The sequence below is a fragment of the Idiomarina sp. OXR-189 genome (assembly GCF_034373425.1).
Classification (GTDB): domain Bacteria; phylum Pseudomonadota; class Gammaproteobacteria; order Enterobacterales; family Alteromonadaceae; genus Idiomarina; species Idiomarina zobellii.
The window spans coordinates 1,139,200-1,164,365 of record NZ_CP139706.1 but is presented as its reverse complement, the minus strand read 5'-3'; the positions used below and the strand labels follow the sequence as shown (position 1 = coordinate 1,164,365).

Annotated in this window: 27 protein-coding genes and 1 tRNA gene; 5 read left to right on the top strand and 23 right to left on the bottom strand. The window is 47.6% G+C overall.

What is annotated here, in order from left to right; genetic code table 11:
• Positions 1–3: 3 nt before the first annotated feature.
• From era to rpoE, 8 genes are all read right to left on the bottom strand, one after another.
• On the bottom strand, positions 4–921 hold the full coding sequence (gene era, locus UM402_RS05700; protein WP_053952658.1) for a GTPase Era: 918 nt from the start codon (positions 919–921) through the stop codon (positions 4–6).
• Positions 918–1,607, bottom strand: a complete 690-nt coding sequence (gene rnc / locus UM402_RS05695; protein WP_058579304.1) for a ribonuclease III — start codon at positions 1,605–1,607, stop codon at positions 918–920. Before rnc ends, era begins: the two co-directional genes overlap by 4 nt.
• Positions 1,604–2,524, bottom strand: a complete 921-nt coding sequence (lepB, locus tag UM402_RS05690) for a signal peptidase I (RefSeq protein WP_058579305.1) — start codon at positions 2,522–2,524, stop codon at positions 1,604–1,606. Before lepB ends, rnc begins: the two co-directional genes overlap by 4 nt.
• 3 nt (positions 2,525–2,527) lie before the next feature.
• Positions 2,528–4,339 carry a translation elongation factor 4 gene (gene lepA / locus UM402_RS05685; protein ID WP_053952661.1) on the bottom strand — a complete coding sequence of 604 codons (1,812 nt, stop codon included), beginning with the start codon at positions 4,337–4,339 and terminating at the stop codon, positions 2,528–2,530.
• Positions 4,340–4,458: 119 nt separating this feature from the next.
• Positions 4,459–4,884 (bottom strand): SoxR reducing system RseC family protein, encoded by a 426-nt coding sequence (locus UM402_RS05680; RefSeq protein ID WP_053952662.1) that lies wholly within the window; start codon positions 4,882–4,884, stop codon positions 4,459–4,461.
• Positions 4,884–5,840 (bottom strand): MucB/RseB C-terminal domain-containing protein, encoded by a 957-nt coding sequence (locus UM402_RS05675; protein ID WP_058579306.1) that lies wholly within the window; start codon positions 5,838–5,840, stop codon positions 4,884–4,886. Before UM402_RS05675 ends, UM402_RS05680 begins: the two co-directional genes overlap by 1 nt.
• 4 nt (positions 5,841–5,844) lie before the next feature.
• The gene (locus tag UM402_RS05670) at positions 5,845–6,420 is read right to left on the bottom strand and encodes a sigma-E factor negative regulatory protein (RefSeq protein ID WP_058579307.1); all 576 of its coding nucleotides are present in this window, start codon (positions 6,418–6,420) and stop codon (positions 5,845–5,847) included.
• A 15-nt stretch (positions 6,421–6,435) separates the two neighbouring features.
• Positions 6,436–7,014 (bottom strand): RNA polymerase sigma factor RpoE, encoded by a 579-nt coding sequence (gene rpoE / locus UM402_RS05665; RefSeq protein WP_058579308.1) that lies wholly within the window; start codon positions 7,012–7,014, stop codon positions 6,436–6,438.
• 144 nt (positions 7,015–7,158) lie between these two features.
• On the opposite strand from rpoE, the gene nadB reads away from it, so the two are divergent.
• Positions 7,159–8,760, top strand: a complete 1,602-nt coding sequence (gene nadB / locus UM402_RS05660) for an L-aspartate oxidase (RefSeq protein ID WP_058579309.1) — start codon at positions 7,159–7,161, stop codon at positions 8,758–8,760.
• 7 nt (positions 8,761–8,767) lie between these two features.
• Here nadB and UM402_RS05655 read toward each other — a convergent pair whose 3' ends face one another.
• Both UM402_RS05655 and UM402_RS05650 read right to left on the bottom strand, forming a co-directional pair.
• On the bottom strand, positions 8,768–8,902 hold the full coding sequence (locus UM402_RS05655; protein WP_322295461.1) for a hypothetical protein: 135 nt from the start codon (positions 8,900–8,902) through the stop codon (positions 8,768–8,770).
• 123 nt (positions 8,903–9,025) lie between these two features.
• Entirely contained in the window at positions 9,026–9,295 is a 270-nt protein-coding gene (locus UM402_RS05650) for a succinate dehydrogenase assembly factor 2 (protein WP_058579310.1), read from the bottom strand.
• Between the two features lie 80 nt (positions 9,296–9,375).
• Between UM402_RS05650 and UM402_RS05645 the strand changes: the two genes are divergently transcribed.
• Together UM402_RS05645 and UM402_RS05640 are read left to right on the top strand one after the other, a co-directional pair.
• Positions 9,376–10,266, top strand: coding sequence for a YgfZ/GcvT domain-containing protein (locus UM402_RS05645; RefSeq protein WP_058579311.1), 891 nt, complete (start codon positions 9,376–9,378; stop codon positions 10,264–10,266).
• A 5-nt stretch (positions 10,267–10,271) separates the two neighbouring features.
• Complete coding sequence (locus tag UM402_RS05640; RefSeq protein ID WP_053952670.1) at positions 10,272–10,754, top strand: FKBP-type peptidyl-prolyl cis-trans isomerase; 483 nt, start codon at positions 10,272–10,274, stop codon at positions 10,752–10,754.
• A 49-nt stretch (positions 10,755–10,803) separates the two neighbouring features.
• Here UM402_RS05640 and UM402_RS05635 read toward each other — a convergent pair whose 3' ends face one another.
• The 7 genes from UM402_RS05635 to UM402_RS05605 form a co-directional block, all read right to left on the bottom strand.
• Positions 10,804–11,292 (bottom strand): methylated-DNA--[protein]-cysteine S-methyltransferase, encoded by a 489-nt coding sequence (locus UM402_RS05635; protein ID WP_058579312.1) that lies wholly within the window; start codon positions 11,290–11,292, stop codon positions 10,804–10,806.
• A gap of 90 nt (positions 11,293–11,382) precedes the next feature.
• Positions 11,383–12,894 (bottom strand): lysine--tRNA ligase, encoded by a 1,512-nt coding sequence (gene lysS / locus UM402_RS05630; protein WP_058579313.1) that lies wholly within the window; start codon positions 12,892–12,894, stop codon positions 11,383–11,385.
• 36 nt (positions 12,895–12,930) lie between these two features.
• A protein-coding gene (gene prfB, locus UM402_RS05625) for a peptide chain release factor 2 (protein WP_290609215.1) occupies positions 12,931–14,029 on the bottom strand; the annotation gives its coding sequence in 2 pieces (ribosomal slippage) (positions 12,931–13,953 and positions 13,955–14,029; 1,098 coding nt in all).
• Between the two features lie 39 nt (positions 14,030–14,068).
• On the bottom strand, positions 14,069–15,775 hold the full coding sequence (recJ, locus tag UM402_RS05620) for a single-stranded-DNA-specific exonuclease RecJ (RefSeq protein ID WP_058579314.1): 1,707 nt from the start codon (positions 15,773–15,775) through the stop codon (positions 14,069–14,071).
• Positions 15,776–15,788: 13 nt separating this feature from the next.
• On the bottom strand, positions 15,789–16,499 hold the full coding sequence (locus UM402_RS05615) for a thioredoxin fold domain-containing protein (RefSeq protein ID WP_058579315.1): 711 nt from the start codon (positions 16,497–16,499) through the stop codon (positions 15,789–15,791).
• 55 nt (positions 16,500–16,554) lie between these two features.
• Positions 16,555–17,457: a site-specific tyrosine recombinase XerD gene (gene xerD / locus UM402_RS05610; protein WP_058579316.1), complete on the bottom strand. Its 903-nt coding sequence runs from the start codon at positions 17,455–17,457 to the stop codon at positions 16,555–16,557.
• Positions 17,458–17,526: 69 nt separating this feature from the next.
• Entirely contained in the window at positions 17,527–18,003 is a 477-nt protein-coding gene (locus tag UM402_RS05605) for a VC2046/SO_2500 family protein (RefSeq protein ID WP_053952676.1), read from the bottom strand.
• Positions 18,004–18,114: 111 nt separating this feature from the next.
• Here UM402_RS05605 and UM402_RS05600 point away from each other — a divergent pair.
• Positions 18,115–18,199: transfer RNA gene (locus UM402_RS05600), tRNA-Tyr, on the top strand.
• 12 nt (positions 18,200–18,211) lie between these two features.
• On the opposite strand, the gene UM402_RS05595 is transcribed toward UM402_RS05600, so the two are convergent.
• Positions 18,212–19,177 (bottom strand): NAD(P)H-quinone oxidoreductase, encoded by a 966-nt coding sequence (locus UM402_RS05595; RefSeq protein WP_058579317.1) that lies wholly within the window; start codon positions 19,175–19,177, stop codon positions 18,212–18,214.
• 86 nt (positions 19,178–19,263) lie between these two features.
• Here UM402_RS05595 and UM402_RS05590 point away from each other — a divergent pair, with 86 nt between their 5' ends.
• Positions 19,264–20,910 (top strand): response regulator, encoded by a 1,647-nt coding sequence (locus UM402_RS05590; RefSeq protein WP_322295460.1) that lies wholly within the window; start codon positions 19,264–19,266, stop codon positions 20,908–20,910.
• Here the strand turns inward: UM402_RS05590 and UM402_RS05585 are convergent.
• The 5 genes from UM402_RS05585 to fabZ all read right to left on the bottom strand — a co-directional run bounded on the left by UM402_RS05585 (position 20,907) and on the right by fabZ (position 25,166).
• Positions 20,907–21,737 carry a pirin family protein gene (locus tag UM402_RS05585; RefSeq protein WP_058579318.1) on the bottom strand — a complete coding sequence of 277 codons (831 nt, stop codon included), beginning with the start codon at positions 21,735–21,737 and terminating at the stop codon, positions 20,907–20,909. The two genes, UM402_RS05590 and UM402_RS05585, sit on opposite strands and share 4 nt — an antisense overlap.
• Positions 21,734–22,684 carry a glutathione S-transferase family protein gene (locus UM402_RS05580; protein WP_058579319.1) on the bottom strand — a complete coding sequence of 317 codons (951 nt, stop codon included), beginning with the start codon at positions 22,682–22,684 and terminating at the stop codon, positions 21,734–21,736. The genes UM402_RS05585 and UM402_RS05580 overlap by 4 nt, the downstream gene beginning before the upstream one ends.
• Before the next feature lie 87 nt (positions 22,685–22,771).
• Complete coding sequence (gene lpxB / locus UM402_RS05575; protein ID WP_058579320.1) at positions 22,772–23,905, bottom strand: lipid-A-disaccharide synthase; 1,134 nt, start codon at positions 23,903–23,905, stop codon at positions 22,772–22,774.
• A gap of 38 nt (positions 23,906–23,943) precedes the next feature.
• Positions 23,944–24,711, bottom strand: a complete 768-nt coding sequence (lpxA, locus tag UM402_RS05570) for an acyl-ACP--UDP-N-acetylglucosamine O-acyltransferase (protein ID WP_058579321.1) — start codon at positions 24,709–24,711, stop codon at positions 23,944–23,946.
• A complete protein-coding gene (fabZ, locus tag UM402_RS05565; protein WP_058579586.1) occupies positions 24,711–25,166 on the bottom strand; it encodes a 3-hydroxyacyl-ACP dehydratase FabZ in 456 nt (151 codons plus the stop codon). The genes lpxA and fabZ overlap by 1 nt, the downstream gene beginning before the upstream one ends.

The following is a 25,166-nucleotide window of genomic DNA, read 5'->3' as shown; positions in this document are numbered from 1 at the left end:
GATTTAGTCCTCGCGGTACCCTAAACTTTTTAAGGCTCGTTCGTCATTAGACCAACCCGACTTCACTTTCACCCATAGTTTAAGGAGTACTTTGTTGTCGAGCAAACGCTCTAAGTCGCGACGAGCTTCTGTGCCTATCGTTTTCAAGCGTTCACCACCCTTTCCGATGATCATTCGCTTCTGTGCTTCGCGCTCAACCAAAATAAGTGCGTGTATATGCGTCGTACCTTTTTCTGAGTGACCGAACTGCTCAATTTCCACTGTGGTTTCATACGGCAGCTCATCACCGGTAAAGCGCATCAACTTTTCACGTATAATTTCAGCGGTCATAAAGCGCACTGAACGATCAGTGACATAGTCTTCCGGAAAGTAATGAAAACCAGGCTGTAAGTGACCACGCACAATTTTGCGCAGCTCGTCGAGGTTGTCACCATGGGTGGCTGATATCGGCAATATTTCTGCAAAGTCGTGCTGTGTACTCAACCACTGCAAATGCGGCAGTAACTTCTCTTTGTTTTTAACCTGATCGACTTTATTGACCAGTAAGACCACCGGTACCTTGCTGCGCTGCACTTTCTCAAGCACCATTTTGTCGTCTTCCAGCCATTTCAAACTATCGACAACAAACAGGACCAAATCGACGTCTTTTAACGCGGAAGATGCCGTCTGATTCATTACTCGATTAATTGCCCGCGGCTCTTCAATATGCATACCCGGCGTGTCAACATAAACCGCCTGGCAGTCACCGTCGGTGTCTACGCCCAGAATGCGGTGGCGTGTTGTTTGTGGTTTATTCGAGGTAATGCTGATTTTCTGACCGAGTATACGGTTAATCAGCGTCGACTTACCCACGTTTGGGCGTCCAACAATAGCGACGAAGCCGCTGTGTTTGTTGTCGTCGAGTTCTATATCAAGCGTCATTTACGCTCCTGCAAATGTTCTAATGCCGAGGTCGCTGCAGCTTGTTCTGCTTTGCGACGGCTTGTGCCACTGCCTATGAATGGCTCTTGTTGCCCTTCAATAACACAGTGAACTGTAAATTGTTGATTATGCGCCTGCCCTTGTGTAGCAATCACATCGTATTCTGGCAGCGGTTGCTGTCTTGCCTGTAACCATTCCTGCAGGCGTGTTTTCGGGTCTTTCTGGCTGGCACCCGGCTTAATGTCATCGAGCTGTGGTTCAAACCACTTCAAAATGACTTCTCTAACTGTGTCCATGTCACTGTCGAGGTAAATGGCACCGATAATGGCTTCTACTGCATCCGCCAATATCGATTCCCGACGGTAGCCGCCACTTTTTAGCTCGCCCTGACCTAACGACAGGAAGTCACCCAGCCCCATTTTTTTTCCCAGCTTCGCCAACGAACGGCCGCAAACAATAGCGGCCCGCATGCGGCTTAAATCGCCCTCAGCGACTTTTGGAAACTGCTTGAATAAAGCTTCAGCAATTACCAGCCCTAAAATAGAATCGCCCAGAAATTCCAGGCGTTCGTTATGGGTCGATGAGGCACTACGGTGCGTGAGAGCTTGCCGCAGCACATCTTGTTTTTGAAAATGATGTCCGACAATTTTTTCTAGTTCAGTTAACGGTGGTTTGGGTAAACTCACTCGATACTCCCCAGCCTTTCAAATCGAATCCCTGTTGGTACCCACGACGGTAACCAACTGTCTTGTCCACGGTCCATTTCAAAGCTCATCCAAATGAATACAGCTTTGCCGACCAACAGTTCTTCATCGACGAAGCCCCAGTAGCGACTGTCTCGTGAGTTATCGCGATTATCACCCATGGCAAAATATTGGCCTTCAGGTACGACCCACTCGTCTCTTTGGGTACCGGGCTGGTCGTAGAAAAAATCACGGCGCGACGCAACTCTAGGGTCAACTAAAATGTCATGCTTTACATCGCCCAAGGTTTCTTCATAGGTTTTAAGCGGCGAAGAGCCAGAAAAGTAAGCACCATCGTCTTTCAGTTGCGTTTTAATGACTTCCATCTCCGGGCAATCTCTGCGCCCTTCTTCACAAGCAGGCTGAATGTATAAGGTTTTATTGCGATAAACAATACGATCACCAGGCAAACCGACAATACGTTTGATGTAATCAATATTTGGTTCTACTGGATATTTGAAAACTGCGATATCACCACGTTTGGGCTCGGTTGTTTCAATAATGGTGTTTTGAAATAACGGCTCTTTAATACCGTAGTCAAATTTCTGCACCAGTATAAAGTCACCGCGTAGCAGCGTTGGCATCATTGAGCCCGACGGAATTTGAAATGGCTCATACAATATTGTTCTAACGATCAACACCAAAGCGATAACCGGGAATATCGACTGCCCCAGCTCCATTAGCTTGGGTTGCGGTGCTAACTGTTCTACTTGCTCTTCTGTCAGCGGGCTGGTGGTCTTTTTTTCAACCTCAGCAACTATTGCCTGACGTTTAGGTTTTAAAAACTTCGCATCGTATAGCCAAAGCAGCCCCGATACGATAGTAACTACCGTTAAAATTAATGAAAAATAATTGGCCATTTCCTATTTGCCTACTTTTAAAACCGCAAGGAAAGCTTCCTGAGGTACTTCAACGTTACCCAGGTTCTTCATGCGTTTTTTACCTTCTTTTTGTTTTTGTAAGAGTTTCTTCTTACGGCTTATGTCGCCACCGTAACACTTAGCGGTTACGTTTTTACGTAGCTGTTTTACCGTAGAACGCGCAATAACGTGGTTTCCGATAGTGGCCTGAATAGCAATATCAAACATTTGTCGTGGAATCAGTTCTCTCATTTTATCCACCAACATGCGACCACGCCCTTCCGCATGATCGCGGTGCGTGATCATTGCCAACGCATCCACTCGGTCACCATTAATCAGTATATCGACCCTAACCATGTCCGCAGGTTCAAACTTTTTGAACTGATAGTCGAGCGACGCATAACCACGACTGCACGATTTCAGGCGGTCAAAGAAGTCCATCACCACTTCAGCCATCGGGATTTCATAAGTTACGGAGACTTGCTTGCCATGGTAGGTCATGCCTGTCTGCACACCACGTTTATCAACGCAGAGCGTGATGACATTACCTAAAAACTCCTGTGGAACCAGGATGCTGGCTTCCACGATAGGCTCGTAAATTGTTTCAATATCGTTGACTGGCGGTAGATTTACCGGATTGTCGACTTTGACGATTTCGCCGTCTGTTTTTTCAACTTCATAGACTACTGTTGGTGCGGTAGTAATAAGGTCAATGTTGTACTCGCGTTCGAGTCGCTCCTGAATGATTTCCATGTGCAGCATGCCAAGGAAACCACAACGGAAACCAAAACCCAGTGCTGCTGAGTTTTCAGGCTCATAGAATAACGAAGCGTCATTCAATGCCAATTTACCCAGAGCGTCACGAAAAGCTTCGTAATCGTCTGAACTAATTGGGAACATACCCGCATAAACCTGTGGTTTCACTTTTTGGAAACCGGGGACGGGCTCTTTGGCCGGAGCTCGGGTATTTGTTAGCGTATCGCCCACTGGCGCACCCAAAATATCTTTAATTCCCGCAATAACATAGCCCACTTCGCCAGTGTGCAATATGCCGGTTTCATGCGGTTTGGGATCAAAGTAACCCACTTTATCGATTTGGAACGACTGACCGGTCGACATCACCGTCATTTTTTCGCCCGCTCGCAATGTGCCATTACGCACACGAACCAAAGACACAACGCCCTGATAGTTATCAAACCATGAGTCAATAATAAGGGCTTGCAAAGGCTCTTCTTCGCTACCTTTTGGTGGCGGTATTTGACGAACAATGCGCTCTAGTACGTCGTCAATGCCAATTCCTGTTTTTGCTGAACATTGAACAGCATCGACAGCTTCAATACCCACAATGTCTTCAATTTCCTGCGCTACAGCCATTGGATCAGCCTGAGGCAAGTCAATTTTGTTCAGAACCGGCACCACTTCCAGGTCCATCTCAATAGCGGTGTAACAGTTCGCCAGTGTCTGTGCTTCAACGCCTTGCGCCGCGTCGACAACCAGTAGCGCACCTTCACAACCTGCCAGAGAACGCGAGACTTCGTATGAGAAGTCGACGTGTCCCGGGGTATCGATGAAGTTAAGCTGATAGGTCTCACCGTCCTGTGCCGTATAATAAAGCGTGACGCTTTGCGCCTTAATGGTAATACCGCGCTCGCGCTCAAGATCCATGGAATCAAGGACTTGCTCGGCCATTTCGCGGTCGGTTAACCCCCCGCAATGCTGTATGAGCCGGTCAGACAGCGTGGACTTCCCGTGGTCGATATGAGCGATAATAGAAAAGTTGCGAATATTACTTTGCTTGAACGCCTTATCCGGCATTGATGATACCTCTGTAAAACTTAAATTCTGACTTTCAAAAATTAGCCCCGATCATACTCATGTTAGGCGCAAGAACAAAGGTTTTTATGGTTTATTTGGCGAGAATTGAAAAAGCCACGTTATACGGTTTTTATTCGTACCAATTGGTTTATTTTAATGTCTCGGCGCCGAAACCACGCCCGCAAGCCTAAAAACGTCAGCGCAAAGCCTGCAAAAGACAATAAAATGGTAATACCTTCATGAACAGCCTCGGAACTTTGTAGCGCAATAGCAATAATCAACAAGGCTAAAATTGGCAAGCCATAAAGCATGAGAGCGAATTGAGTAACGGCTTGCTCTGGCACATCGAGTTCTACTCGGTCACCAACGGTAACAGACTCGTCTGTCACCACATGAAACTGGGCGTTTCTGTCGGCAAACACTTTACTAAGAATACCCGCACCGCAGGTAGAAACCTGGGCACAGCCTGAGCAAGCGGTTTTTAATTGCGTGGTTACTGTGACTCGGTTACCGTCAACGGCAACCACTTCTGCCAATTCTTTCATTATCTCACTTCTTGCGCTATTCGCTGGGCGATGCTGAGTGGCACCTGCCCGACAACAGTAATTAAGTAGTCATTATAACGCATTGTGAATAAGGTTTGTGAGGAAGACAGCGCCACATCGGTTTCCATATCATCGGTAAGCCTTGCAATGTAAACCGAATACTCCGTCAAACCATCTGAAAATAAATAATGGTCAACCAGTGTCGATTCAGCAACCAGGTTATGGCTTTGTTTGGTAATAAGTTCAAAGCCCTGAGGCTGCCAGCCGGGTTTTACGGGAAACCCCGGTTTGTTCAATATGCGAAGGTCACTTAGTAATGGTGGCATTTCCAAATCTGACACTTCTTTTAAAACGCCGGGAGAGTCCTCACGAATAGAGAGACTGGTCAACTGCATTTGTTCAACAATGTCACCGCGTTGATCATGCATCATCATTTTGAGCAACATGCCGGACGATCTGTCGACCCAAAGCGAATAGCTGTAGCGCTGATTATCGCGACTAATAACTCGCAGGTGTTGAGCGTTACGACCCAATACTCTCGCCCCGCCACCAATTGTAACTTGATACGTATCTTTTAAATTCGCGAAAGGCTTGGTGAACGCTTCGGGCAATATTGCTGAAACAGAGTCAGCCCTTAACGAGTAATTACTGGCTGAAGTGTGGAAATGGGCAACACGACTGCCCACTCTTAAAATACGGAAGTCAGGCCCGTTCATGCGCATGAGCAGTTCTTGACTTTGTGTCTCACCGGCAGCCTGGAACCACTGATAGGGTTCTATTTGGTCACCGTGAACATGAACTAGAGAGGCTTCAAAATTGAGGGATGTCAGTGCCTTTGACATACGGTCAAACCAGCCCTCACCGTCAATTTCCTTTTGCGTTTCCTGAGCACTTGCTGCCGACATAAATAACACAGCGGCAGCGGCTATCAGTGACTGGTACAACCGAGTTATCATCGAATTAATTACCTTTGTTGAGCTCCTGCTCTTCTTTATCATCGCTTTCTTTTTGCTGCAGCATTAACTGCTGCTGATGGTCGATTAAATACGACTGCACCTGGCGACGACGCTGCTGGTCGCTCACTTGAGACATTGGCTCGACATGATTCAGGCTTACTGGCTCACGCCCACCAATTGGATTCGTTAATAATGCGGGCTCGGCACTGGCTCCGTCCGCTCCGGCTGGCTGTTGGTAAACCTGAACCGTCATAACAGCCACTACAGCAACACTCGCTGCTACTGCTACCTTCGCCAAAGGCTGGAACCATTTCGACGCTGCTTTATTCTGGCTTTTCGACTGTCCGAACCCAGGTTTAATAACGTTAGAGCCTTCACTTTCAATAGCAGCACTAACGCGCTGGCTAATATCCAGGTCGACACTTGCGCCTAATTCATTTTTCAAAGCAGCCCGCGCCACACTGTAGCGATGCCAGGTTTGAGCTGACTGCTCATCATTTAATACTTCATCAAGCTCTTTTGCGTCGACATCCTGACTGTCAAACAAAGCTGATGTAACTTTTGATAATTTTCGAGACATAAGCCCCTCTTCGACTTACCGTTCCAGCAACGGTCTCAGTTGGTTATCTATGGCTTCTCGGGCGCGAAAAATACGTGAACGAACAGTACCTATTGGACAGTCCATTTCGAGCGCTATTTCCTCGTAGCCAAGCCCCTCAATTTCTCTTAACGTGATAGCCTGCCTTAAGTCATCCGGCAGCCCCTCAATTGTTTTTATCACCACATTTCTGATTTCGTCCGTCAGCATATGGCTTTCCGGTGATGCACCATCTTTTAAAGCAGCGGCACCTTCGTAATATTCAGCTTCTTCAGCGTCGATATCTGACGCGGGTGGTTTTCTGCCCTGAGAAACCAAATGGTTTTTCGCCGTATTAACCGCTATTCGGTACAACCAAGTATAAAAAGCGCTATCTCCGCGGAAGTTAGGCAACGCACGATACGCTTTAATAAATGCTTCCTGTGCGACGTCTGCAACATCTCCCGGTTGCTTTACATACCTGGATATCAAACTCATGACTTTGTGCTGATACTTCTTTACCAGCAGATCAAAAGCCCGGTTGTCACCTTGTTGTACTTTTTTGACCAGTTGCTGGTCGTTCACCTGTTCGCTCATCCGAGCCTGTTCTCCCTTTACCCAGGAACTGCTGGAACTGGCGGCCCGTCCTGTTTGTACAGACTGTGACCAGACCGCTTGTAAAAAGTTCGCAAATATTTCAGCAAATGCGTAAAATCATCCAAAATTCTTAATGAGTACTTTATGGAACCTGCAGCAAATTATCAATGCGATGTGCTGGTTGTTGGCTCAGGAGCTGCTGGCTTAACCACCGCCCTGCAACTTGCCGACACATTAAAAGTCACGGTATTAAGTAAAAGCGCCTTAACTGAAGGCTCGACATTTTATGCTCAAGGCGGCATTGCCGCTGTGTTTGATAAAAACGACAGCATTGAAAGCCATATTGAGGACACCCTAGTCGCTGGCGCAGGCCTTTGTGACCCAGAAGCTGTTAAGTTTACCACAGAAAATGCGCGCGACAGCCTACAATGGCTGATTGACGCAGGAGTCGGCTTCGACAAAGTTGAGAGCGACGGACAGTCCCCTACGTATCACTTAAACCGTGAAGGTGGGCATAGCCATCGGCGTATTCTGCATGCCGCCGATGCGACAGGTCGTGCGGTACAGACCACATTACAAGAACAAGTTCTGAAGCACCCAAATATTACCGTATTAGAGCGCTACAACGCCGTCGACTTAATTACCGGGCAACATATTGACGCAGATCCTGGCTGTTACGGTGCCTATATATGGAACCGCATGGAAGAACAGGTAGAGACCATTGCCGCAAACTTCGTGGTTTTGGCAACCGGTGGCGCCAGTAAAGTGTATCAATACACCAGTAACCCGGATATCGCTAGTGGTGACGGTATTGCCATGGCATGGCGCGCCGGTTGCAGTGTTGCCAATATGGAGTTTAATCAGTTCCACCCAACGTGTTTATTTCACCCAAATGCGCAAAGCTTTTTGCTGACAGAAGCGTTGCGTGGTGAGGGGGCTGTTCTAAAACGTCCGGACGGCTCCCGTTTTATGCCAGACTTTCATGAGCTAGCAGAATTGGCGCCCCGTGATGTTGTTGCCCGCGCCATTGACTATGAAATGAAGCGCTTGGGCGCCGATTGCATGTTCCTGGACATTTCTCACAAGCCGAAAGAGTTTATCGAACAGCACTTCCCTACCATTATGGATAAGTGTTTATCGCTCGGTATCGATATGAGTAGCGAACCTATTCCGGTCGTACCGGCTGCACACTATACCTGTGGTGGCGTGCGCACTGACTTACATGCCCAAACAGACGTACCCAATTTATACGCTGTTGGTGAAGTCGCTTGTACTGGTTTACACGGCGCTAACCGAATGGCCAGCAATTCGCTGTTGGAATGTCTGGTTTTTGCCCGGGCTGCGGCGAAGGATATTTTAGCTAAGCAGTCTTCGAAAGCACCACAAACACACTTACCAAGTTGGGATGAAAGCCAGGTAAGTAACTCAGACGAAGAAGTCGTCATTCAGCATAACTGGCACGAACTGCGTTTGTTTATGTGGGACTATGTTGGCATCGTGCGCACCACAAAGCGTTTAGAGCGCGCCCTGCATCGAATTGAACTACTACAACGGGAAATTCATGACTATTATGCAAACTTCCGGGTAAGTAATAATCTTCTGGAATTGCGTAACTTAGTGCAAGTGGCCGAGCTTATTGTCAGAAGCGCTTTAGAGCGCAAGGAAAGCCGTGGGCTTCATTACACGTTGGATTATCCGAATACCATGGAAAAAGCCGAACCAACCGTACTAACACCTTCGCATTAGCGGGTTACTAACTGACTTGAGAAAGTTGCCGTCTGAGCTGTGCTTGCTGCTCGGGCGGCAGACGAAACCACCAGATCCACACCCAGGACTTAATTTGAACGCCTGAGTCAGGTAATGACTCCAACGGTAATAATGTCAGCATGTTGCCAATAACCAGTGGTTTACTGAACAGTTTGCATGCTGCCTCCTGCCACCACCAGTTATATCCGCAAGGCGACCCGGACAATGGCTGTTGGGGTCGCTTGAGTAAATAGAACTCCAGCGTTTATACCTTTACGCGTGACAGCATAAAGTCAACCATGCCCTGAAGCTCTTCGTCCGGACACTTTTTATGCCCCATAAACCAAGCAAATAGGTCTGGGTCATCACAGGTCACCAAGCGACGAAATACCGCTTTTTGTTCGTCGCTAAGCTCGTCGTAAGCCTCTTTCACAAAAGGTTCAAAAAGTACGTCAAGCTCCAGCATGCCCCGGCGGCAGGCCCATATTAAACGACGTTTGTCCTTTAAAACTTCTTCAGACTGTTTCGGGAACATAAGATCTCCGCAGCAATTGCCCTTGTAATTTCAATCAGTGCCCTAATATTAGCATGTAAGCTATCCAATAAGGAGTCATTGTGGTCGAGTTAAAACAAGCTTTAATGGATTCGAATGAGGATTGCCTTTCCGTTCAACTAGCGGACTATGGTATCCTGTCGGTTTCTGGCGAAGACACTGACAGCTTTTTACAAGGACAGCTGACATGCGATGTGCGCAAACTCGACCAAGAAGATTGGTTATATGGCGCACATTGTGACCCTACGGGGAAGGCATTCAGTAATTTTTGGTTGTTTCGTCATGACAATGCAGCATTATTTGTTATGCATAAAAGTGCCCTTGAAGGCTCTTTAACGCAACTGAAAAAGTACGGTGTTTTTAGTAAAGTCGACATTGAGGACGTCAGCACGGACTGGCACGTCGCCGGCTTTATAGGCAATAAGGCAAAAGACGCTTTGCCTGCTGACAGTCTGACATTGCACGTTGGTCAACAACCTGATCAATTTATTGTGCTGAGTCGGCAAGCAGTTTCTACGGACTATCCGCAGCCCTTTTGGGATGCGCTGGAAATTGAACGAGTTCGTCCACAATTGACGGTAGAAAACTGTCAAGCGTTTGTACCGCAAATGCTGAATATACAAGCGTGGGACGGAGTCAGTTTCGACAAAGGATGTTATATCGGCCAGGAGACTATTGCCCGGATGAAGTATTTGGGCAAACAGAAACGGGCACTCTTTCGATTGTCAGGTAACGTAGCGCAAGCTGTGGAGCCGGGGCAGCAACTAGAGAAAGCCATTGGTGAAAACTGGCGTCGTGCAGGTACGGTCATTATGGCAGTGAACCGCACCGACACACAAACGGACTTATTAGCGGTTTTACCCAGCGACATTGACGCTGACACCGCTATTCGAGTTCAGGGTGACGACGCAAGTCTACTGGAAATACACTCACTGCCTTATCAATTAGGTTAAATTTTATGAGCGAAACCATTGCACAGAACAAAGTCGTGGCTATCCATTACACTGTGAAAACAGAAGATGGCCAGACCCTGGACCAGTCTAAAGAAGGCAATCCGCTTAGCTTTATTCACGGCCGCGGAATGCTAATTCCTGGTCTTGAAAATGCACTGGAAGGCAAAGCAACTGGCGATAGCTTCACTGCTGAAGTTAAGCCAGAAGAAGCGTACGGCGAACGTCACGACGGTTTAATCCAGACCGTTCCACGTAACTTATTCGGCGAAAACGAAGTACAGCCTGGTATGCAGTTCCGCGCAAGCACTGACCAAGGCGAACAGTCTGTTGTTATCGTTGACGTAAAAGACGACGAAGTCACTGTAGACGGTAACCACCCATTAGCGGGTGTTAACCTTAACTTTGACGTAGAAGTTGTTGAAGTTCGTGAAGCGACTGAACAAGAGCTTGAGCACGGTCACGTGCACACTGACGGCGAAGATCACTAAGTCGCTGACTGCATTGTAAAAAACCCGGCTTTTGCCGGGTTTTTTCGTTTTAGGCCGCTGTTTTCCGACTCGCCTTTTCTCTATCCAGTAATGCTTGCTTACGCTCTAACCCTGCCGCAAAACCTCTTAATGAACCATCCTGCCCAATAACACGATGACAAGGAATGGCGATAATAACCGGGTTCTTTGCAATAGCGCTGGCTACCGCTCTGGTTGCGGTTGGTTTACCAAGCTTCGAGGCCACCTGCTGATAGCTCAGCGTCTCCCCTGAAGGAATTTGTTGAAGTACATCCAGGACACTCTTTTGAAACGATGTGACTTTAGGGTTAAGCGGAAGATCAAACTCGTAATCCGGCTGCGAAAAGTAATGATGAATTTGCCGCGTAGCAGCTTCTAATAACCATTGCTCCGGCGCATACTGGTACTGTTGCATGTCTGGGCAGTGTTTTTGCCCTTGATAGTAAAGACCAAGAATATGCTGGCTGTCGGCCACTGCGTACATAGTGCCCAACGGGGTTGAAAACTCAGAGTAGTACATACAAGCCGCCCATTAAAAAAACGCATTAACTGACTATAGAAAATGACTATAGCAGCCAATGCGCTTTTCGAGCAATTTTTAAGCTATTGCTTAATCTGCTTTTGGACGCATATGCGGGAACAGTAAGACGTCTCGAATCGATGCAGAGTCGGTTAACAACATAACTAAGCGGTCAATACCAATGCCCTCACCCGCCGTTGGCGGCATGCCGTGCTCTAGTGCGGTAACATAGTCTTCGTCATAGAACATGGCTTCGTCGTCACCTGCTTCCTTCTGCTCGACCTGCTCACGAAAACGCTGAGCCTGATCTTCTGCGTCGTTAAGCTCGGAGAACCCATTCGCCAGTTCGCGACCGCCAGCAAAAAATTCAAAGCGATCAGTCACAAACGGGTCATCATCGTTACGACGCGCCAGCGGCGATACTTCCGCCGGATATGCAGTAATAAAAGTAGGCTGAATCAAACGGTGTTCGGCAACAGTTTCGAAAATTTCGATTTGAACCTTACCTAAACCCCATGAAGACTGCACATTTACACCAACCTGCTCAGCAATCTCCACCGCACTATCCATGTGCTTCAGCTGTTCTTCCTTCACTTCCGGCATATACTTCAAAATAGCTTCCAGCACGGTCATGCGTTCAAACGGCTTACCAAAGTCGTAATCAACGCCTTGACTGGTAAACTGAGCAGAGCCAAGTACCGCTTCTGCCGCACCACGCAGCATTTGCTCGGTTAAATCCATAAGGTCGTGATAGTCCGCATAGCCCCAGTAAAACTCCAGCATAGTGAACTCTGGGTTATGGCGAGTCGACAAGCCTTCATTACGGAAGTTACGATTAATTTCGAAGACTTTTTCGAACCCCCCCACAACCAAACGTTTTAAGTAAAGCTCAGGTGCAATACGCAGGAACAGCTCCATGTCTAACGCGTTGTGATGCGTACTGAATGGGCGCGCCGAAGCTCCGCCGGGAATTGCCTGCATCATTGGCGTTTCAACTTCCAGGAACTGGCGTTCACTTAAGAAGCGGCGAATGTAATCAATGACTTTAGAACGAACGACAAAGGTATTACGCGACTCGTCGTTAGTAATCAGGTCTAAATAGCGTTGGCGATAACGCGTTTCCTGGTCGGCCAAACCATGGAATTTGTCCGGCAGCGGACGCAGTGCTTTGGTTAACAGACGAATATCGTCAACCTGCACACTTAGCTCACCGGTACCTGTAATGAACAGAGTTCCCGACGCACCAATAATGTCGCCTAAGTCCCATTTCTTAAATTCGCTGTTATAAAAGCCTTCAGGTAAGTTGTCTCGAGCAACGTACAATTGAATTTTGCCACTCATATCCTGAATGGTGGCAAAGCTAGCTTTACCCATAATACGACGGGTCATCATACGACCGGCAACTTTTACACGAATACCTTTCTCTGCCAGCTCATCTTTGCTGACGTTGTCGTAGTCTGCGTGTAAATCTGCTGCCAGCGAGTCCCGACGGAAATCGTTCGGGAATGCGATACCCTTATCGCGAAGCGCCGACAGTTTCGCCTTTCGTTGCGCGATCTGTTCGTTTACATCTACTTCGGGTGCTTGCGATTTATCAGTCATTATCGATTTTCCTCTGTCGGGATACTTAAATTAAACTTACAGCCCGCTTTTTAAGCTGGCTTCAATAAATGGGTCTAAAGCGCCGTCTAACACGGCTTGTGTATTACGATTTTCAACGCCGGTGCGTAAGTCTTTAATACGTGCGTCGTCTAATACATACGAGCGAATTTGGCTGCCCCAGCCAATGTCCGCTTTAGAGTCTTCCAGCGCTTGTTTCTCTTCGTTTTGTTTCTGCAACTCAAACTCATACAACTTCGCTTTTAGTTGCTTCATTGCTGAGTCACGGTTCTTGTGTTGCGAACGGTCACTTTGACATTGCACCACAATGCCTGTCGGTTCGTGTGTTAAGCGAACCGCAGAATCGGTCCGGTTAACGTGCTGACCACCTGCGCCAGAAGCCCGATAGGTATCAACGCGTAAATCTGACGGATCAATTTCAATATCGATGTCGTCGTCGACTTCCGGATAAACAAACACAGAAGCGAACGATGTATGACGACGGTTTCCCGAGTCAAACGGAGACTTACGAACCAGACGGTGTACGCCTGTTTCGGTACGTAACCAGCCGTAAGCATACTCACCTGCCACGCGCACCGTCGCTGATTTTATTCCTGCAACATCACCTTCTGACAGCTCGGTAATTTCTGCTTTAAAGTCATGAGCTTCTGCCCAGCGCAGATACATCCGCAATAACATATTGGCCCAATCCTGAGCCTCAGTGCCGCCAGAGCCCGACTGTATATCCAGGTAGCAGTCAGCACTGTCATTATCTTTCGAGAACATCCGGCGGAATTCTAAGGTTTCCAACTGCTTTAACAGGCCAGACAATTCATCCTGAGCTTCATTGAAGGTGTCTTCGTCTTCAGCTTCTACCGCTAAATCGACTAAGCCTTCTACGTCATCCAGACCTTGCTGTAACTTGTCTAAGGTTTCGACCACTTGTTCAAGACTGGCTCGCTCTTTCCCCAGAGCTTGCGCTTTTTGCGGATCATCCCAGACATCGGGCTGCTCCATTTCACGAGTAACTTCTTCCAGACGCTCTACTTTAGCATCATAGTCAAAGATACCCCCTAAGCGCATCGCTGCGCTCACGCATTTCTTTTATGTTGTTGTAGGTTGCGTTGGTCTCAAACATTCGACTACCTAATTCTTTGAATTTTTAAAGGGACGTAGTTTAACGTATTGCGCGAATTTGCTCTACCAGCAACTGCACAGAAGTTTTACCGCGAAAGTGATTTAATTGCGGCTTGTATAACAACTCAACCCGCTGAGCGCTATTATTTGGCCATTCGTTGGTATCAACATTAAATGCAATAGCATCTAACACATCGCCCTGTGGGTGCCTAAGCACACATTTTAAGTGTTTCTCGCCAACAATACGCTGGTCGACAATGTCAAACTCACCGTCAAACATCGGCTCCGGAAAATGCTGTCCCCAAGGACCTGCGTTTTGCAGCATCTCGACGTGACTTATCGATAGCTCCGGTAAGGTCAGTTCGCCATCAGACCAATAGACACGTTGCTTTTGCTCTTCCGTCAGCCACTCCTCGGCAACTTGTTGAGCCAGCTCTGAAAACCGTTCTAAATTAGCCTTCTTTAAGGTTAAGCCTGCTGCCATCGCGTGGCCACCAAAGCGTTCCATAATATTAGGCTCGAGGGTATGAACGCGTTCAAGCAAATCTCGCATGTGTAAACCACTGACAGAGCGTGCAGAACCTTTCAATATGTCGTCATCTTCATGCGCCAGCGCAATAACCGGACGATTCACCTGTTCTTTCACCCGACCTGCTACAATACCGATAACCCCGGCATGCCAGTCGGATTGGTACAGGGTCACTAAGTCTGGAACCTGGCCAGTATCGAACTGCAATTTTGCAACGGCAGCCTCAGCGTGTTCGCGCATATCAGACTCGATATTTCTACGTTGCAGGTTCAGCTCGTTCAATTGCTGCGCCAGCCTCTGTGCGTGCTCTTTCTCAGCGAGCAGACACTCAATGCCTAAGCTTATGTCATCCAGTCGCCCAGCCGCATTAATTCGGGGAGCCAGGGCAAACCCCAAATCACTGGCATTAAGCTGCGCGGCATTGCGGTTAGACACGTCCAGCAGAGCCTGAATGCCCGGACGGCAGAGACCTTGCTTTATTCGTGCGAGCCCCTGATGAACCAAAATTCGGTTGTTGTAGTCCAGTGGCACAACATCTGCCACGGTGCCGAGCGCAACTAAATCAAGCCAGTCAGCTAAATTCGGTGTGGGTTGCTTTTCTCTTAAATGGGCGCGCAAAGCCAGCAGTACGTAAAAGGCAACGCCAACACCGGCTAAGTTTTTGCTGGGAAACGAGCAGTCGGGCTGGTTTGGGTTCACAATAGCGTCTGCATTAGGCAGAGTCTGCGCAGGTAAATGGTGATCGGTAACAATCACTTTGATATTCAGTTCATTGGCTCGTTCAATGGCCTCGTGAGCCGCTATGCCATTATCAACAGTGACAATCACTTTAATGTCTTTAGCGGCGAGCTCTTCTACCATAGATACCGACAACCCATAGCCGTCAGTCATTCTATTGGGAACACGATACCCGACATTCGAGAAACCGAAAGCCGTTAAGGCCGACACCATAAGCGCTGAACTAGTCGCACCGTCTGCGTCGAAGTCGCCGCAAATACACACAGACCGCTGCTTTTCCAGAGCATCCGCCAGTATTTCGACCGCACCGTCAATATCTTTTAAACTTGAGAAGTGTGTCAGACCGGCCGCTTTTAAGGACAGTTCTCGTTCATCACTGACACCACGACGCGCATAAATTTGCCGCAACAATGGCGGAACATTTTGCGGCAAAAACTCGTCACTGACCGTTGGGTAGCGGCGTATTGTATAATCTGTCATTGCAGCTGCTGAACTACTTTCTTAATTCAGACAACAGGCGACGTGCCGGAACCGCCCCCGGAATTAAACGACCATCGGGTAAAATAATTGCGGGCGTTCCGGTAACACCGAACGACTTACCCAGCGAGTAATGTTGCTCGACGGGGTTGCTGCACGAACTGTTGCCACGATAGCTTTCTTCGTCTTTAAAAGCACTTATCGCAGCTTTTTTGTCGTCTGCACACCAAACTGCTTGCAGCTCCTGTCCGCCTTTACTATCCAGACCGCCACGCGGGAATGCTAAGTACCGAATAGTAATACCGGCACTTAAGTAGCTGTCGAGGTTTTCATGCAGACGTTGGCAGTAACCACAAGTCGTGTCCGTGAATACAGTGACTTTGTACTTTTCATCGTCCGCTGTATAGACAATCATATCGTCCGTATAGTCCATCAGCATTTCTTTGCGAACCGCTGCCATACCCATTTCTGTCAGGTTCTCGGGCGCTGAATTTGTAATATCAAAGACATTACCGCTAATCAGTTTTTTGCCGTCTTCTGACACATAAAACATACCCTGATTAGTGACCGCACGAACATAGCCGTCAATTTCGCCCGGCTCGGTTGAAATTACCTCAATACCTATTCTGTTCAAGTGCTTGGTATTCAGTTCGTCAGCGGAAATGGGCGCTGAAAATAGCGAAAAACCTATAGCCGATACGGCCAATAACGTCGTCAAATACTGCATAAATACCTCTTATTATTGATGAGCGAACCCTACCCTGTTACCGCTTAAAATGCAATTATCCGCGAGGGTGGTGCTGGGCATGCAGGGCCTGTAACCGCTCTCTTGCGACCTGCGTATAAATTTGCGTAGTCGATAAGTCACTGTGACCTAAAAGTAGCTGTAAGACTCTTAAATCGGCGCCATGGTTCAGTAGGTGAGTAGCAAACGCATGTCGTAACGTATGTGGCGATAAATGAGCGTATATACCTGCGGTTTCTGCGTAATGTCGTAACCGATACCAAAACGCCTGCCGGGTCAGTAATGAGCCTCGCTTAGTCACAAACACCCAGGGGCTTTGTTTGTCAGTCAATACAGGGCGCCCATGCTTTAAGTAATGCTCCAGCCATTCCAACGCCTCCTCACCTAACGGAACCAGTCGCTCTTTATCGCCTTTACCAACCACTCGCACCAGGCCCTGTTGCCGGCTAACTTGGTCATATTGCAAACGAACCAGCTCCGTGACACGCAAACCAGTTGCGTACAGTACTTCCAGCATGGTGCGATCACGCAGGCCAATTGGAGTGTCAGTTTCCGGAGCTTGCAGCAGGTTTTCAACATCGGCTTCGCTTAATGAGTGCGGAATGCTTTGCGGGAGCTTCGGACGCTTCAGCTTGGCGGTGGGGTCATGAGCAAGCCACTGCTGTTTCACTGCAAACTGGAAAAATTTTTTGGCCGAACTTAAAAAGCGAGAGGTACTTCGAGGAGACAAACCCTGAGTCCGGCGCCACAGTAGGTAGTCTTGAAGAATTAACTCATCAACCTCAAGTAACGGAGTTTTTTTGGGAAGCAGGTACTCACAGAATCGACGTAAGTCACTACGGTACGCCGCCTGGGTATTTTCACTGGAGCCATGGTGCAGCCATAAATGCTCAGTAAACGCATCAATACGCTCTTCATCTTCTGGAGGTAATTGCTTCATGTGGCTGCAAGACTATTGGTTGCGAAACATCAAGGCCATTATGCCCGAAGCGGAGAAACGATGAAATGCTTAGTGCGTAATACCTAATTTTTGTAACACATCGTAAAGCCCCGCCGGACCTCGTTTACGGTAATCATTAAGCTCTGGCTCTTCTTGCTTCGATTTTTTCTTTTCGACACGTTGACGTACACGCCAGTCTAAATTATGAAGCAACTCAATAGGCAAGCGGTCGGGACTTGCATCAGGCACGAGCGGTTGAGGGTGTGTAGCATCTTGCAGCTTAAAGTCAGACAGTTGGCTGACTGACTTATAAACACCGCTCGCTAAAACAACATTTTCTGCCGGTTCTAACGGTCGAGCTCTTGCAGCGCCTATAGCTCTTTGCCAATTAGTTTGGTCATATTGGTTATCATCAATAACCGGATCAGCACCCAGTGCTGACACCCAATAAGCAAACTCACCCGCGAAGCCATGATTAACGGCTTCACTCGCGTGCTGCTCAAAAATGTCTGATGCTCTTTGCTGAACCGACTGAACTTGGCTCATACCGACCCTGGAAAATAACCTTAGATATTCTTGTTATCGTCCAAAGTCAGGAAAGTTTAAGTTTTCTCTTTACAGCTCAGTTCTGACTGTTATTATACGCGCCTCTTGAGTGGAGGGGTTCCCGAGTGGCCAAAGGGATCAGACTGTAAATCTGACGGCTCAGCCTTCGCAGGTTCGAATCCTGCCCCCTCCACCACTTTTCTTGACGTTACCCGTCAATTTTCACAACGACTTTCCCTTGCGTTTTATTAGCAGCAACATAATCGAATGCCTGCTGAATATCTTCCTGCTCAAAGATTTTATCAATAATGGGTTGTATGGCGCTGCTCGAAAACTGAGAGCCAAACTGCTGCCACATTTGTGTGAGTATTTCGCCTTTACGCTCCGCCACTAAAGAGCGTAGCGTAGAACCAATAATGCGTTGGCGCTTCATAAGCATGCGTCCAAAGTCGACCGTGCCCTCGCGGCCACCCATTAGGCCGATAAGAATAATACGACCGTCTTGGTTTAAATAGTGCTGATCTTTTCCTATAGAGTCACCTGCTACCGGGTTAAGCACCACATCAACACCACCAATACCTTTCATCGTTTCAACAATATCCTGCTGATAACGATTAATGGTGTCCGTGGCGCCAAGCTCTTTACAAAAACTCTCCTTGTCAGAGCTGCCGACAATAGCCGTTATTGGATTGCCACTTTCCCGACATAGCTGAATAAGTGAAGACCCCACCCCGCTGGCCCCTGCATGTGTAAGAACGGACTCCTGCGGCTGCAGGTTTGCCAGCATAAATACATTTAAATAAGCCGTAGCGAAGGTTTCTAACCACCCTGCAGCCATTTCATCATTCCAGTTATCAGGTACAGGGAGTACTTGTTCAGCCGGCACATTTACGTATTCGGCAAAGCCTCCGCCCGCCAACAAGGCAGCAACTCGTTGCCCTTTTTGCGGACCAGCCACACCGCTGCCAACCTCTGCGACAATGCCTGCTACTTCTAAACCGGGTATGTCAGATGCACCGGGTGGCGGTGGATACTTGCCGGCTATTTGCATTAAGTCTGCCCGGTTCACACCGGCGGCCGACACTTTTACGGTAACCTCATTGGCAGAGGGATTTGGCAATGAGTTGATTTCAGACCAGTGCACTTTTCCTTCAGACAGTTGTAAAGCTTGCATATATCACCCTGTTGCTGCTTAACATTATTGAATTTAAACAGTATGCTGTTGCTAAGTCGTTAATTAAAGGGTGTTTGGCCGCAAGAATGGATAAAACTCTGGAGCTCAATAATAAGCGTGTGCTACTGATTGATGATCAGAAGCCCTTTCAAGTAATGCTTAAAGGCTCCCTGCTCAATTTGGGCGCAAAAGAGGTTCAGGTAAAAAGCACTGGTGAGGCGGGTATTGCCGCCTACGTGAAGAATCCTCACGATATTCTGTTGGTTGACTATAATCTCGGCTCCGGTAAAAACGGCCGTCAGGTTTTAGAAGAGCTGCAAGTGCGCGGGCTGATGAAACCGCATACTCTGTTTTTTATTATTACCGGCGACAATTCACGCCCAATGGTGCTGAGTGCTCTCGAGCTTCAGCCCGATGACTATTTAATGAAGCCATTCTCGCATCGGGTGCTCCGCTCGCGCCTTACTCGCGCCTACAAGCGCCGAATGTGGCTAAAAGATGTGTTTCAGGCACTCACCTCTCATAATTACGAAGACTGCATTAAGGCGTGTGAGAAACACATTGCGACGAACAGCCGGTACAGTAACTACTGCCGCAAGCTGCAAATAGAGCTCTACAATAAGACTGGCCAGCTGCACGAAGCAGAGAAAGCGATAAAGGAACTGTTGGAAGATAACTCACACAGCTGGGTATTTTTGAAGCTAGCCGAAACCCGACTGTTGCAAAATTCGCCGGAAGAAGCACTGAATATTATTAATCATATTCTCAAACGCATGCCCCATGCGATAGAAGCTCAGGATTTAAAAACCGAGTGCTATTTACAACAGCAGCAGCTTGAAGAAGCGTTAAACAGCGCTCGCGACGCAATTACTATGGCGCCATTTTCAATCGACAGACAAACTCGACTGGCTCACATTGCTCGCGACAACGGCGACTTTGACTTAGCAAAGCAAGCCATGAATAACGTGTTACAAATAGCGCGTAAGTCAGTATTTCGTAATGCAGAGCACCTGTGTAACTACCTGCGCAGTATTCTCGATGCCGCTGAAAACAGCGATACCCCGCAACAAATTAGTAAGTATCAAACTGAAGCCACCATGGAGCTTCAACGCGCGCGCTACGACGAGCACTTACTGCACGCCGACATTTCCTTTGAAGATCTCGAGGCTATTCTCCTGTCTCGCATTGATTCATTTAACGGGCGGCTGCGAGAAGCCCAACACCGCTTGAATGAAGTGGTCGGCGATGACTTAGCCAACAACCGTGAAATCGATCGGAACCTATTACCGGACGTTATTGCCGTTTTACTGGATGTTGGTGAATACGAAAAAGCGAATATGCTTGCCGGCCAACAAGCAGAAAAAGTGAAACTTGACAGTTACACGCTGAAAATCCTCAAATCCCGCATGGCGGCTGCTCAAAAACAGCAGGACGAATTCTTTAAAATTCATCGACAAGGTGCTGAAGCGTATCAAGCAGGCATTTACCAACAGGCATTAAATGACTTTCGTCAGTCGATGGAGCTGGCACCGCTAAACAGTGGCGCTGCCTTGAACTTCATTCAGGCTGCCGTTCGTTATACAGAAGAAAACCCTAAAGCCACCAATACAAACTCTCTGAAAAAAGAATGCGAGCAATGCTTTAAGGTACTTGAAGGATTGCAGCTCTCCGATAGCCACACACAACGCTACGAACAGTTGTTAGAGGAAACCGAAGAGCTAGGTCTGCGCTAAAGCTTCTGATTCGCTGCCAGCGTTCCGCTTTGATAATCTTTGATTGCCGTATCCAGTTCCTCAGACGTGTTCATCACAAATGGACCATACTGTGCGATAGGCTCATTAATAGGTTTTGCGGCCAACACAATAACCCCTGCACCTGCATCGCTTTTAAGCGCTAAATCTGTGGCACTGTCGAGTTGCAGCAGCTCACCTCGAGACACCACTTCACCGTTTAATTCCAGCTCTCCCTCGTAGACGTAGGCTAAACGCTTTTCCTGTTGCTGTGACTTTAACTCAAATTCGCCATGCAGCTTTACATCGGCCATGAAAAAATCGCGTCTGGGTAAAGATACCGGTCCCGTTTCCTGAGCGTAGTTTCCCGCAATTAAGCGAAGTGTTGTGTTACCGGCTTGCACTTCGGGTATTTTCGCTGAAGGAAAGTCATACCACTCAGGGTCGGTCATTTTTTCCGAGGCAGGTAAGTTGACCCACAGCTGAAAACCCCACATAAGGCCTTCTACCTGTTTTGGCATTTCGGCATGAATAATACCCTTTGCCGCCCTCATCCATTGTACGCCACCGGCTTCCACTTCCCCCGTATTCCCCACTGAGTCCTTATGCTCCATAGTACCCGCCAACATGTAGGTCAGCGTGCAAAAACCACGATGCGGATGCGGAGGAAAGCCGGCAATGTAATCGTCCGGGTTGTCTGACCTAAATTCATCCAGCATCAGGAATGGGTCCTGATGCCGCAAGCCTGGCTGGTTAATGACCCGAGTCAGCTTAACGCCGGCGCCATCCTGAGCCGCCATGCCGCGATGTCTGCTCTTAATAACACTCATTTTAAAGCCTCCCGGTTATGTGGCTGTTCAAAGTCGATATCCGGGCCCTTGGGCACAACCTGTGTTGGGTTAATGGTTTTATGGCTGGCATAGTAATGCGTTTTAATATGGTCCATGACCACTGTCTCTTTAACGCCCGGATACTGATATAACTCCAGCAGGTAATTCCACATAGCCGGATAGTCAACAATGCGTTGTTTATTGGTTTTAAAATGCCCAAAATAGACCGCATCAAAACGCACTAATGTGGTAAATAATCGCCAATCGGCTTCTGTGAGTTGGTTTCCTGCCAGGTAGCGTTGTTTAGATAGAATACGTTCAACGCGATCAAGCGCGGTGAAAAGCTCATCGAAAGCTTCTTCGTAGGCATCTTGCGTCGTTGCGAAACCGCTCTTATATACGCCATTATTAATGCTGTTATACACCCATTCGTTAACATCATCGATTTCGCTACGTAAGTCTTGTGGGTAAAAGTCCTCTGTATTACCGGTCAATTCATTAAAGCTTGAATTGAAGATGCGGATAATTTCCGCAGACTCGTTATTTACAATGGTTTGCGTCTTTTTGTCCCACAACACAGGCACTGTGACACGACCACTGTAGTTGCTATCCGCTTTCAAATACAGCTCGTACATAAAGTCGAGTCCATACAAAGGCTCATTCAGCGGTGCTTCGCCAAACTCCCAACCATTTTCCACCATCAGTGGCTTAACCACAGATACGTCAATATGAGGCTCCAGGCCTTTTAATTTGCGAAAAATGAGTGCTCGATGCGCCCACGGGCACGCATAAGATACATAAAGGTGATAACGCCCTGATTCAGGCTCAAACTCACCGCCCTTCTCTATGGTCGAGCGAAACTGTGACTTACTACGAACAAAACGACCACCATGTTTTTTGGTGTCGTACCACTTATCGTGCCACTGGCCATCGACTAATAAACCCATAATAAACTCCTTTAAAAAGCGATACGCTAATAATAGAAGTTATTACGACAAAAGAAGAGTTTAGATTATCGACGCTAAGATTCTAAATTATAGAAAGGAGTCAACAACGTCTGCGGCTTTTTCGCTGGCGGTAACTTTAAGCTGCTGATGTATTTGAGTGAACTGCTCTAAAAGCGCATGATTGTCCGATTCGATAAGAACAGACAACTCTTGCTCAATGTTATTCTCTGACGCCTGTGCTTGAGCCAGTTCAGGAACAATTTTACGACCTGCCAATAAATTAGGCAGTGAGAAAAATGGTGCGTGGAAAAGACGTTTAATAATTTGGTAGCTCAACCAATGAAAGCGGTAAGCAACGACCATAGGCCGTTTTATTAATAACGCTTCTAATGCAACAGTGCCGGAGGTCAACAGCAAGTAGTCGGATGCTGCCATAGTCAATCGACTATTACCGATAGGTGTATTAATTGTCAGCTCCGGCGCATGCTGCTTCACCAGGTGATTAAACTGCTCTGCTCTTTGTTCGCTTATCATCGGGGCGACGAACTTAAGCTCTGGGAATTTTGCAAAGAGGCGCTTAGCCACATTTAGAAATAGCGGAGCCATGCGCTCAATTTCGCCAGAACGGCTCCCCGGTAAAATAGCTAAGTACTTTCCGTGTGGCTCTATGTTCAGCTCATTTCTTGCGTCGTTTTTGCTCCATTCAAGAGGAATATCATCAGCCAGGGGGTGACCAACAAAGGTGGCCGGCAATTGATGCTTATCGTAAAACTCTTTTTCGAACGGTAGCAAACACAATACATGGTTAACCGACTGCTTAATGCCTTTTATACGGTTTTCACGCCAGGCCCAAACCGACGGACTAACGTAATGTATGGTAGGAATACCAGCTTTCTTTAAGCGTTTCTCGACCGTAAGGTTAAAATCTGGTGCGTCTATTCCCACCATGACATCGGGCTGTTCACCAATAAGGTACTGAACCAGCTGCTTTCGGTGTTTAAGCAGTTTAGGAAGCTGCTTAAGCACTTCTGCAATGCCCATAACGGCAAGATCATCCATTGGAAAAAATGACTTGAGCCCCTGCTCTTGCATGAGCGGCCCTCCAACACCGATGAACTCGATGTTGGTGTGGCGCTGTTTTAGCGCTTTGATAAGGCCGGCGCCCAATAAGTCGCCAGAATGCTCGCCGGCAACCAAGGCAACTTTTATGCTTTTTGTCATTACGGGCTCGCTAACTAAGGACTATTCAACGGGACTGTTTAGCCGCGAATAATGCCACGGCTGCTATGGCGAACAAAGTCAGTAAAGCCATCCAACGCAGGTTCGCTCAACGCTGCAATATGCTCTAACGCTTCTTCAGTTGTGTGTCCGGCGCGGTACAGCAGCTTATAAGCCCGGCGGATGTTTTGAATTTGCTCCGGAGTAAAGCCGCGGCGCTTTAGCCCTTCTGCATTGATAGTACGGGGGCGGGCGTTATGCCCCTGCGCCATAACAAAAGGAGGAATATCTTGAACAACGATGGAGTTTACTGCCGCAAAAGCATGAGAACCAATATGGCAGAACTGATGTACGCCTGTCATACCGCCAAGAATAACCCAGTCACCAATATGCACATGCCCCGCTAAACTCACCTGGTTAGCAAAAATATTGTTGTCGCCAATCATGCAGTCGTGCGCCACATGCACATAGGCCATGAACAAGTTATTGTCGCCAATTTTAGTCAGAGAGTTATCCTGAACGGTACCTCTGTGAATAGTGACCGATTCACGAATAACATTGTTATCACCAATGATTAACTCAGTCGGCTCACCTGCGTACTTTTTATCCTGGCAGTCCTCTCCGACGGACGCGAACTGATAGATAGTATTGCCTTTCCCTATCGTCGTCGGGCCTTTAACGACAACATGCGAGCGAATATCGCAGTTGTCGCCAATAACAACATCAGGACCAATAACCGTCCACGGACCAACACTGACGTTCTCGCCAATACGTGCTTTCGGATCGATAATTGCTGTTTCGTGAATCACTACACTTCTCTTCTTGCGCAGATAATTTCAGCCGTACACGCAACTTCACCATCTACTTCTGCACGACCACTAAATTTCCAAATACCGCGACGTTCTTTCTCAAAAGTAACGTAAAAATCGATTGTATCACCGGGCACGACCTGGCGTTTAAACCGCGCGTTATCAATACCGGCAAAAAGGTATAAATCGTTGGCGTTTTTCTTACTTTCGGTAATTTTGAACCCCAGTAGACCACAGGCTTGCGCTATTGCTTCTAACAGCAAAACGCCCGGGAAAATTGGTTTTTCCGGGAAGTGTCCATTAAACATTGGCTCGTTAAAGCTGACATTTTTTATAGCATGTAACGAGTCTTTTGAGTTCGTTTCAATAACTCTGTCAATGAGCAAAAATGGATAGCGATGCGGGAGTAACTCAAGTACGCCCTGAATATCAAATCCTGAGTCCTTTATTTTCAA

Excerpts from the sequence above, each read along its gene's own strand:
- UM402_RS05675 (WP_058579306.1), bottom strand. The coding sequence starts at position 5,840 with ATGATAACTCGGTTGTACCAGTCACTGATAGCCGCTGCCGCTGTGTTA.
- lepB (WP_058579305.1), bottom strand. The coding sequence starts at position 2,524 with ATGGCCAATTATTTTTCATTAATTTTAACGGTAGTTACTATCGTATCG.
- lysS (WP_058579313.1), bottom strand. The coding sequence starts at position 12,894 with ATGACTGATAAATCGCAAGCACCCGAAGTAGATGTAAACGAACAGATC.
- UM402_RS05590 (WP_322295460.1), top strand. The coding sequence starts at position 19,264 with ATGGATAAAACTCTGGAGCTCAATAATAAGCGTGTGCTACTGATTGAT.
- UM402_RS05605 (WP_053952676.1), bottom strand. The coding sequence starts at position 18,003 with ATGAGCCAAGTTCAGTCGGTTCAGCAAAGAGCATCAGACATTTTTGAG.
- UM402_RS05680 (WP_053952662.1), bottom strand. The coding sequence starts at position 4,884 with ATGAAAGAATTGGCAGAAGTGGTTGCCGTTGACGGTAACCGAGTCACA.
- UM402_RS05585 (WP_058579318.1), bottom strand. The coding sequence starts at position 21,737 with ATGAGTGTTATTAAGAGCAGACATCGCGGCATGGCGGCTCAGGATGGC.
- UM402_RS05655 (WP_322295461.1), bottom strand. The coding sequence starts at position 8,902 with ATGCTGACATTATTACCGTTGGAGTCATTACCTGACTCAGGCGTTCAA.
- UM402_RS05615 (WP_058579315.1), bottom strand. The coding sequence starts at position 16,499 with ATGCAGTATTTGACGACGTTATTGGCCGTATCGGCTATAGGTTTTTCG.
- UM402_RS05650 (WP_058579310.1), bottom strand. The coding sequence starts at position 9,295 with ATGTTCCCGAAACAGTCTGAAGAAGTTTTAAAGGACAAACGTCGTTTA.
- era (WP_053952658.1), bottom strand. The coding sequence starts at position 921 with ATGACGCTTGATATAGAACTCGACGACAACAAACACAGCGGCTTCGTC.
- UM402_RS05670 (WP_058579307.1), bottom strand. The coding sequence starts at position 6,420 with ATGTCTCGAAAATTATCAAAAGTTACATCAGCTTTGTTTGACAGTCAG.
- lepA (WP_053952661.1), bottom strand. The coding sequence starts at position 4,339 with ATGCCGGATAAGGCGTTCAAGCAAAGTAATATTCGCAACTTTTCTATT.
- UM402_RS05635 (WP_058579312.1), bottom strand. The coding sequence starts at position 11,292 with ATGTACTACTCTGAGTTTTCAACCCCGTTGGGCACTATGTACGCAGTG.
- rpoE (WP_058579308.1), bottom strand. The coding sequence starts at position 7,014 with ATGAGCGAACAGGTGAACGACCAGCAACTGGTCAAAAAAGTACAACAA.
- nadB (WP_058579309.1), top strand. The coding sequence starts at position 7,159 with ATGGAACCTGCAGCAAATTATCAATGCGATGTGCTGGTTGTTGGCTCA.
- UM402_RS05580 (WP_058579319.1), bottom strand. The coding sequence starts at position 22,684 with ATGGGTTTATTAGTCGATGGCCAGTGGCACGATAAGTGGTACGACACC.
- UM402_RS05640 (WP_053952670.1), top strand. The coding sequence starts at position 10,272 with ATGAGCGAAACCATTGCACAGAACAAAGTCGTGGCTATCCATTACACT.
- UM402_RS05595 (WP_058579317.1), bottom strand. The coding sequence starts at position 19,177 with ATGCAAGCTTTACAACTGTCTGAAGGAAAAGTGCACTGGTCTGAAATC.
- recJ (WP_058579314.1), bottom strand. The coding sequence starts at position 15,775 with ATGACAGATTATACAATACGCCGCTACCCAACGGTCAGTGACGAGTTT.
- xerD (WP_058579316.1), bottom strand. The coding sequence starts at position 17,457 with ATGAAGCAATTACCTCCAGAAGATGAAGAGCGTATTGATGCGTTTACT.
- lpxB (WP_058579320.1), bottom strand. The coding sequence starts at position 23,905 with ATGACAAAAAGCATAAAAGTTGCCTTGGTTGCCGGCGAGCATTCTGGC.